This window comes from Bradyrhizobium sp., from assembly GCF_036009065.1.
Classification (GTDB): domain Bacteria; phylum Pseudomonadota; class Alphaproteobacteria; order Rhizobiales; family Xanthobacteraceae; genus Bradyrhizobium.
Map to the genome: position 1 here is coordinate 1 of NZ_DASYMN010000378.1, position 1,878 is coordinate 1,878.

General features: G+C 61.9%; 2 protein-coding genes. One reads left to right on the forward strand and one right to left on the reverse strand.

Annotation, left to right across the window (positions count from 1 at the left end):
* The first annotated feature begins 515 nt into the window (after positions 1-515).
* The gene (locus VGP39_RS23085) at positions 516-890 is read left to right on the forward strand and encodes a nuclear transport factor 2 family protein (RefSeq protein ID WP_327570410.1); all 375 of its coding nucleotides are present in this window, start codon (positions 516-518) and stop codon (positions 888-890) included.
* A gap of 264 nt (positions 891-1,154) precedes the next feature.
* On the opposite strand, the gene VGP39_RS23090 is transcribed toward VGP39_RS23085, so the two are convergent.
* The coding region (locus tag VGP39_RS23090; RefSeq protein ID WP_327570411.1) for a glycosyltransferase family 4 protein at positions 1,155-1,878 on the reverse strand (724 nt) is incomplete at its 5' end.

The window sequence follows — 1,878 nt, forward strand, 5'->3', positions numbered from 1 at the left end:
AGCGAGGGGATGGAGCGGCGGGAGGCGCCAGGGCACCAGCGGGCACCCCTTGAGGCGGGATTAACGTACCCACCTCGCGCGGCAAGGCACCGCGCGCGCCCAAGGCAGGCGCTGCGCCTCCCGGCGCTCCACCTGGCCACCAGGCCGTCGACCGTTCCGGGGCGCCCCGGTCCGGCCAGCTCTCGCTCTGTCGCTGAAGGATCGCGTCTAGAACGCGCTCCCTCATCGAACAGGACCCGAGCAGGATAAGGCAGGTTTTGGGGTGTTGGATAGGCATACATTCACAATTTCGTGAACGGCGACTCGCAGACTTCGTGCCCCGGACGCAGCGCAGCGCGCCGCGCCTCCGTAGCAACATAATTTTCGTTATGCGGAAGCCCCTTCGGCGAGGCGAAGGCCCGCGCATCCATCGCTCTTCGCAAAAGTCTTTCGAAGTGGAATCGATTTCAACTTCAACGTGACCTGCATTTCATGGCATATTGGCACGATCGTTTCGTACCGCAGGAGGGCAGGCCTTGGCTCACGACCGTTCTACCGTGGAATCGGTGATTCAACTTTACTTCGATGGCCTTTATGAAGGCAGCGCCGACAAACTCGGCGAGGCGTTTCATCCGTCGGCCGATTTGCGCTGGCACGAAAAGGGAGAATTGCAGGTCTTGAACGTGCCGGATTGGCTGGACCGCGTGCGCAAGCGACCCTCGGCCGCGGCGCAAGGGCAGGCGCGCGAGGATTTCATTGTCTCGATCGACCGATCCGATGAAACGACGGCCTTCGTCAAGCTGCGCTGTCAGTTGCCGCCGCGCTATTTCACCGACTATCTGGTGGCGATGAAACTGGCCGACGGCTGGCAGATCGTGTCGAAATCCTATCGTTATGACACCAAGGAGTGAAAGCGAACGACCGCGGCGCCCGGCCCATCACGAGGGTGTGACGCAAAATCGTAGGGCCCGGCGGGCATGATGTGAACCAGTTCACATTCGCTTGCCGTGTTTGGGACTATCTGCAGCGCAACATACCGCATTGCAGGAGAGACCCATGAAGTCCCGGCGATTCGCATTCTGGTGGTTCAGGTTCGTCACATCCGGACGATTCCTGGAGACTTTTTTCAGTTTCCGGCCGCGGCGTCCGTGACGCGACATAGCCGTGTCGCGTCGCTATTCGGCGCTGCTTACCAGCTTGATGCGCGGTTCGGCGGCCTGCATCAGGCTGCGATAGGCCGCGAGATAGTCCAGCGCCATCCGGCGCGCGGTGAAGCGCGCCTCGAATTGCTTGCGGACAGCGCCGCGGTTGACTTGCGCCAGCCGCCCGACCGCGGCGACGGCGCTGGTCTCGTCCTCGACGATGAATCCGGTCAGGCCCTCATCGATGATCTCCGGCACTGAGCCGCGATTGTATGCAATCACCGGTGTTCCGCACGCCATCGCTTCGATCATGACCAGGCCGAACGGCTCCGGCCAGTCGATCGGAAGCAGCAACCCGATCGCACCTGAGAGAAAATCCGACTTTTCGTGATCTCCGATCTCGCCGATGTACTCGACCAGCCGGTGGTCGACCAGCGGGCGGATGATTTCGTCGTAATATTCCTGATCGGCGCGATCGACCTTGGCGGCGATTTTCAGCGGCACGCCGCATCGGATTGCGATCCTAATGGCGCGGTCGACGCCTTTTTCCGGCGCGATGCGGCCGAGCACCGCCAGATAGCCGGGCGTCATCGGCCGCGGCGTCAGCAGATTTTCTGGCAGGCCGTGGTGGATGGTGCGAATAAAATTGGCCTGCGGCGCCGGCCGCCGCTGCGCATTGGAAATCGAAATCACCGGAATCGATGAAAATGTCGTGAACACCGGCTGGTGCTCGGGCAGATCAAGCCGGCCGTGAAGG